A 6,560-nucleotide genomic window follows, 5' to 3' on the forward strand; every position below is an offset into this window, starting at 1 on the left:
TGTCCGATGTGGACGAAAGGTCAGCCGACCGGCGCCGCGGGCTCGGGCGCCCGTGGCTCTTCGGCCGCGACGGCCACGCCGGCCCGCCGCCGGTGCCACAGTTCACGCCCTCGGCGCAGCAGCACCGGCGCCACCATGACGCACAGCGAAAGAGCCGCGACGTCGAGCAGGTAAGCCGCCAGCCACACGTGCTTGGCGATCTCGAAGTACCCGTCGCCGACCACCGACATCGCGGCGATGCCCAGCGCGCTCGTCACGGCCACGCCGGCGACGATGCCGTAGCGGGTCGTCGACCGGCGGCGCCGCACCAGGGCGACCACCGCGGCGGCCAGGCCGAGCAACACGAGCAGGGCGGGCAGCCACGGGATGCCCATCCCGTCGAGCCACTGCTGGAACGTGGCCGAGTCGCCGCCCATGTCGCCGCTGACCGGGGCCGAGTTGTCCGGGGGACGGCTCACCGCCGTCCACGGCTGGTCCGGCAGGTACGGCAGGCTCCGGCCCAGCGTCGCCTGCAGGGCGGTGCCGACGGCGCCGATCAGCACCCCCGGGTGCTCCAGCAGGACGTCCCACGCCTTGTACTTGACCGTGCTGGGGTCCTCGAGCAGCACGTCGGAGCCGGCGAGGGCTTCGGGGCCTTCCGGGTAGTACGCGTGTCCCGCGCTCTGCTGCGCCTCTTCGGGCAGGCCCAGCCGGCGTGCCGAACCAGGCACCTCGGGCAGGGTGAGGGTGTAGACGACGTTGACCGCGTTGACGTCGGCGTAGTTGCGCTCCTGCCACGCGAGGTTCGCGCGGAGCGGGGTGATGATCTCCAGCACGAGCAGGATCGCGAGGGCGGGTCCGACGATCCGGCCGGACCACCACTTGCCGCTGCCCGCCCGGGCCGCGGTGACCGCGCAGACCACCACGGCCAGCACGAACAGCGGCAGGAAGCCGATCTTGGCCAGCCCGCCCACCACACCGCCGACGGCGACGAGGACGAGGGCCGCCAGCCGGGCGAAGCCGTCGCCGGCCTTGGTCGCGGCGATGACCGCGAGCCCGCACATCAGCGTGTACGCGCCGAGCAGCCCGGCCGGCTCGGCGAACGTCGAGATGAAGAGCCGTGCGAAGGCGGGCTCGAGCAGGGGCACCAGCGGCGGCACCAGGAACAGCAGCCGCAGCGGGCCGCGGGCCTGCACCGCCCAGGCCGCCAGCAGCGTGACCAGGAAAACCAGGAAGACGTACAGCCAGCCGAGCTGCAGGAGGCTGAACGAACCGTGCCCGTCGGCCACGGACCCGAACAGCACCGCGGCACTCGACGGCTGCGGGTCCGGGCACGGCGTGCCGCGCCCGAAGTCGAGCACCACGCCGCCCAGCCAGCTCGCCTTGTGGTTCGGCGTCGCCGGCGTGAGGCCGGGCCCGCAGAACAACCGATAACCGTCCCCGTTGTCCCCGGCGCCGGTCGGTGTCCCGCCCAGCAGGCCGAGGACGAGTGCCAGCGCGAGCGCGGCGACCGCCGCGGTCGCCGTGGCGATCCCCACCCTCTTCATGCCGGTCAGCGTATGTGGTCGGTTCGCCGGGTGGCTCCGGAACACCCGATTCCGGAGCGCGCGGCGCGTCAGGCGCCGGGGTGACCGCAGGCGTAGACGTTGGCCGAGGCCAGTGCCACGCAGGCGGGACAGGTGTTGACCGGCCGGTCCCGGCGGCCGTAGTACGGGTGGCGGGCGCCGCACAGCGCCGTGATCACGTCCCCGGGCCGCGGTTGCGGGTGGCACCGGGGGCAGTAGGCGTGCGCGGCGCGTTCGACGTCGGCGCTCATGTCACCGGAGTACCCCTGGCGGCGGCGCGCCAACCCGTCGCGGACGCAGCGCCGTGAACACCGACCGGCCGCCGGTGAAGCACCAGATCGCGATCACCGGGTCGCAGATCGCGCAGCCGAACGACGAGCCGTGGGCGAACGGCAGGATCGGGTGGCCCTTCAGGTGGTGGACGATGTCCCAGCCGGTGTGCAGCAGCCAGCCGAGGCCGATGAACGTCCACGAGCCGAGCCCGCGGAACGCGACGTAGGTCAGCACGGCGCAGAACACCAGTTCCCACGGTCCGAGCGCGCCGCCGGAGAGGTAGGCCGCGCCGGCGCCGCCCACCAGCACGGCGTTGAACGGCCGCCGGTGCGGCTCCGGGATCAAGGAGTTGAGCATGACGTACACGAGGCCGATGAGGATCGGCGCCAGGATCTCGATCACGAGGTTCGACGGTAGGAACCGGGCCGGCGGGCAGCCAGTGGCTGTCCGGCCAGGGTGCACCGGATTCTCGCCAGCGCCGGAGCCAGGAAGTTAACTCAAGCGATTGACTTAAACTCCGGTACGCTGCCGTCATGACCTCCACGGAACCGCTCACCGCGGACACCCCGATCGGCGAGTGGGTCGCACACCCCGACGGCGGCCCGCTCATCCGCACCCTGCTCGCCGAGGCGGGGGTCGACGAAACCGTCCTCGCGCCCGTCCGCCTGCTGCCGCTGCGGCAGCTGGTCGCCCTCAGCCAGGGACGGCTCGCCCAGGACGTCGTCGACGACCTGGTGACCCGCGCCAACCACGGCGTGACCCCGGCACCCGGGGCCGGGCGGACGGGGTGGCGCGAGCGGATCGTGCCGGGCCGGTTCGAGGGCCGGACGGTGGTCGTGACCGGCGCCGCCTCCGGCATCGGCCGGGCCACCGCGTCGCGCATCGCCCGCGAAGGCGGCCGGGTCGTCGCGGTCGATGTCTCGGCGGGCCGGCTGGACGAGTTCGCCGCCGAGCTCGGCTCGCCCGAACTGGTCGCCGTGCCCGCCGACATCACCGAGGAGGACGCCGTGGCGCGGATCCTCGCCGCGGCGGGCCCGCGCATCGACGGGCTGGCCAACGTCGCGGGCGTCCTCGACGACTTCTCCCCGGCCCACGAGGTGAGCGACGAGCTGTGGCGGCGCGTCTTCGCCGTGAACGTCGACGGGACGTTCCGGCTCATCCGCGCGGTCGTCCCGGCGATGCTCGAAGCGGGGTCCGGCGCCATCGTGAACGTCGCTTCCGAAGCGGCACTGCGCGGCTCGGCCGCCGGGACCGCCTACACCGCCTCGAAACACGCCGTCGTCGGCATCACCCGCAGCTGCGCCTTCATGTACGGGCCGCACGGCATCCGCGTCAACGCCGTCGCGCCGGGCGGGGTCGCGACCGGCATGGGGCTGCACGGGCAGCCGTCGGAGTTCGGCCAGGGCCGGGTCGGGGAGTTCCTCGGCCTCATCCCGCCGATCGCCACGGCGGAGCAGCTGGCCGCGTCGATCACCTTCCTGCTCGGCGACGACGGCGTGAACGTCAACGGCACCCTGCTGCCCTCCGACGGCGGCTGGTCGGTGCAGTGACCGTGCCCCTGTCCGCGGTGGCGCCCGAACTGCGCGGCCGGGTCCGGCGGATGCCGCGCCTGCCGCCGGAGCGGGCCTGGGTGCGGCGCATGGTGCGGGCGGCGACCGGGCGGACGCGGCCGCCGGCTGCGCGCGGCCGGCGTCGGCACGACGTTCCACGTCGCGCCCGGCGGCCCGCACGGGTTCGAGGCCTGGGCGCCGGGGACCGGCTTCACCCGCCGCTACCTGGACACGGCGCGGGCGTGGCTGGGACGGCTCGCGTGACCGGCTCCGTAAGGTGGGGGCCGGCAGATCGTCGGGGTGACCGGGTGGGTGGATGAACGTCAAGGCGGATCGCGCGAGTGCCACGCGGGAGACCATCCTCGTGACGGCGGAGCGGTTGTTCGCCGAACACGGGGTGCACGCGGTGTCCAACCGGCACATCAGCGAGGCGGCCGGGCAGGGCAACAACGCCGCGGTCAACTACCACTTCGGCACCAAGGTCGACCTGGTCCGCGCGATCGCCCGCAAGCACTTCGGGCGGATCGAACGCCTGCGCGCCGAGCTCGTCGAAGCCATCGACGGCGACGGCGACCTGCGCGACTGGGTGGCGTGCCTGGTCCGCCCGACCACGAGCTACCTGCACGAGCTGGGCGCGCCGACGTGGTTCGCGCGGTTCAGCGCCCAGGTGATGACCGACCCGGCCCTGCGGGCGATCCTCGCGGAGGAATCCCTGTCCGCACCGGCCCTCGCCCGCGCGGTCGAGGGACTGAACGGCTGCCTGGACGGCCTGCCCCCCGACGTCCGCGCCGAGCGCGGCGACATGGCCCGCCAACTGATGATCCACATGACGGCCGAGCGCGAGCGGGCACTGGCCGAGGGCACGGCAACGCCGCGGGCGAGCTGGAACGACGCGGGCACGGGCCTGATCGACGCGATCACGGGCCTGCTGCTGGCCCCGGTGTCCCCGGCCTCCTGACCGCCCGCTCCGCCGCCGCGCACCGACGCCCGTGCCGGAAAGCCTCCTGACGTCACCTTGCTCGGTCGGGCGACGAGTGCAAACACCCTGGCGGGGCGGCCTTGGTGGACACCGAGCTCGCGGGCGGCGCACCGATCGAACCGGACGGCAGGCCGCCCCATGAGCCGGGTCACGTCGGGGAACACCGGCGGACCCGGGGCGTTGTGGCCTTCGCCGAGCGGAAGCGGGGCTCTTCTCAGTGCTCCGATGTGGACCCAGTGGACCCAGTGGACCCAGTGGACCCAGTGGACCCAGTGGACCCAGTGGACCCAGTGGGCGCAGTGGACGGCCCCCGCCGGATCAGCCAGCTGCCCGCGAAGGCGACCAGCCCGACGATCCCGGCGACGACGAACGCCGCCCGCAGACCCGACGCGTCCGGGCTGCCCGCCGTGGCGTCGTGGCTGCCCACCGTCGCCACGCTGACGAACACCGCCGTGCCGAGCGCGCCGGCCACCTGCTGCAGCGTCGAGAGGATCGCGCTGCCGTGCGAATACAGGTGATCCGGCAGCGCACCGAGCGACTGGGTGAACAGTGGCGTCATCATCAGCCCGAGCCCGGCCATCATCAGCACGTGGATGCCGATCACCGCGATCAGCGGCGAGTCCGGACCCAGCACGGCGAACAGCCACAGCGAAGCGGCCATCGCCGCCGCACCCGGGATGACCAGCGGGCGCCCGCCGACCTTGTCGAACAGGGCACCGACCGGGCGGCCCAGCAGACCCAGCACCAGCCCGCCGGGCAACAGGACCAGCCCGCTCACGAACGTGCTGGCGTGCAGCACCGTCTGCAGGTACAGCGGCAGCAGGATCGCCGCCGCGCCGATCAGGCACACGAACAGCAACGCGGTCAGCACCAGCGCGACGACGAAGTCGCGGTGCGTGAACGGCCGCAGATCGAGCAGCGCGCGATCCCGGCGCTGCAGCCGCAGCTGGCGCCAGGTGAACACCGCCAGCGCGGCCACGCCCACGACGATCGGCACCCACCCCGGCACCAGCGGGCCGGCCCCGCCCTGCTCCCCGCCCGAAGACAGGCCGTACAGCACCCCGCCGAACCCGATCGCCGACAGCAGCACCGACGGCACGTCCAGCGGCACCCGGCGGCGCTCACCCTCCAGGCGCAGCATCAGCGCACCGGCCACCAGCGCGGCGAGCGCCAGCGGCAACACGATCCAGAACATCCAGCGCCAGCCCAGCGACGACAGCACCGCACCGCCGATGGTGGGTCCGATCGCCGGCGCGACCGCGATGACGATCGTGATCGTGCCCATCGTCGCCCCACGCCGCTCCGCCGGCACCAGCCGCATCACCGTCGTCATCAGCAGCGGCAACATCACCGCCGTGCCGAACGCCTGCACCACCCGCCCGGCCATCAGCAGCCCGAACCCGGGCGCGAGCGCGCAAAGCAGCGTGCCGAGGCTGAACGCCGACAGCGAAAACAGGAAGACCTGCCGCGGCGAGAAGCGCTCCAGCAGGAAGCCGGTCGTCGGAATGACGACGGCCATGGTCAACAGGAACCCGCTGGTCAGCCACTGCACCGTGGTGGTGGGCACCCGGAGGTCGACGGTCAGATCGCGCAGCGCGACGCTCAGGATCGTCTCGTTGAGGATCATCACGAACGCGGAGAGCACGAGAACCCCGATGAGGAGTCCCGAGCGCAACGGGGCGCGGTCCACGTCGGCGGCGGGGCTGGACACGGTTTTGGTCATCGGGTGGGAGCTCTCCTGGTCGGCCGGGACGGCCGCGGTGAAGCCGGGACGTCCTCCGCAGTCTGCCCGTTTCCGTCCCTTCGTGTCACGGCGGTTTCCGCGCACCCGGCCGCGGCACGCCGGACCCCCCGCACGGCCCCGCAAAGCATCCGATATGCTTCCGCCAGTACGAAGTTCCGCAGCGCGCGATTAGCTCAGCGGGAGAGCGCTTCCCTGACACGGAAGAGGTCACTGGTTCAATCCCAGTATCGCGCACCACGAGTCCACCCCCGGATTTCGTGGAAGTTCGTACCGCGGGCGATTAGCTCAGGGGGAGAGCGCTTCGTTCACACCGAAGAGGTCACTGGTTCGATCCCAGTATCGCCCACGAGATTCGCCGGAGAGCCCTGTTCGCGGAAAGCGCGAACGGGGCTCTTCTCGTTGTGTCCTGTGGGGGCCCAGCCCCCACGCCCCGGCCGGGGGGGGGGGGGCCGCGGGGGACGGCTCGCGAA

At 72.9% G+C, this 6,560-nt stretch carries 6 protein-coding genes and 2 tRNA genes; 4 read left to right on the plus strand and 4 right to left on the minus strand.

Going from position 1 to position 6,560, the window contains the following annotated elements; translation table 11 throughout:
* Positions 1-20: 20 nt before the first annotated feature.
* The 3 genes from AB0F15_RS39180 to AB0F15_RS39190 all read right to left on the minus strand — a co-directional run bounded on the left by AB0F15_RS39180 (position 21) and on the right by AB0F15_RS39190 (position 2,219).
* Positions 21-1,526, minus strand: coding sequence for a hypothetical protein (locus AB0F15_RS39180; protein WP_360281881.1), 1,506 nt, complete (start codon positions 1,524-1,526; stop codon positions 21-23).
* A 68-nt stretch (positions 1,527-1,594) separates the two neighbouring features.
* Positions 1,595-1,795: a hypothetical protein gene (locus tag AB0F15_RS39185; protein ID WP_086863142.1), complete on the minus strand. Its 201-nt coding sequence runs from the start codon at positions 1,793-1,795 to the stop codon at positions 1,595-1,597.
* A 1-nt stretch (position 1,796) separates the two neighbouring features.
* Positions 1,797-2,219, minus strand: a complete 423-nt coding sequence (locus tag AB0F15_RS39190; RefSeq protein ID WP_360281883.1) for a DUF6010 family protein — start codon at positions 2,217-2,219, stop codon at positions 1,797-1,799.
* A gap of 131 nt (positions 2,220-2,350) precedes the next feature.
* Here AB0F15_RS39190 and AB0F15_RS39195 point away from each other — a divergent pair, with 131 nt between their 5' ends.
* Both AB0F15_RS39195 and AB0F15_RS39200 read left to right on the plus strand, forming a co-directional pair.
* The gene (locus tag AB0F15_RS39195; protein ID WP_360281885.1) at positions 2,351-3,367 is read left to right on the plus strand and encodes an SDR family oxidoreductase; all 1,017 of its coding nucleotides are present in this window, start codon (positions 2,351-2,353) and stop codon (positions 3,365-3,367) included.
* A gap of 316 nt (positions 3,368-3,683) precedes the next feature.
* The gene (locus AB0F15_RS39200) at positions 3,684-4,325 is read left to right on the plus strand and encodes a helix-turn-helix domain-containing protein (protein ID WP_360281887.1); all 642 of its coding nucleotides are present in this window, start codon (positions 3,684-3,686) and stop codon (positions 4,323-4,325) included.
* Between the two features lie 235 nt (positions 4,326-4,560).
* On the opposite strand, the gene AB0F15_RS39205 is transcribed toward AB0F15_RS39200, so the two are convergent.
* Entirely contained in the window at positions 4,561-6,069 is a 1,509-nt protein-coding gene (locus AB0F15_RS39205; protein WP_360281889.1) for a DHA2 family efflux MFS transporter permease subunit, read from the minus strand.
* 183 nt (positions 6,070-6,252) lie between these two features.
* Between AB0F15_RS39205 and AB0F15_RS39210 the strand changes: the two genes are divergently transcribed.
* Positions 6,253-6,327 (plus strand) — tRNA-Val (locus AB0F15_RS39210).
* A gap of 37 nt (positions 6,328-6,364) precedes the next feature.
* A tRNA-Val gene (locus AB0F15_RS39215) sits at positions 6,365-6,436 on the plus strand.
* Positions 6,437-6,560: the final 124 nt, after the last annotated feature.

Source organism: Amycolatopsis sp. NPDC026612 (genome assembly GCF_040638285.1).
Lineage (GTDB): Bacteria > Actinomycetota > Actinomycetes > Mycobacteriales > Pseudonocardiaceae > Amycolatopsis.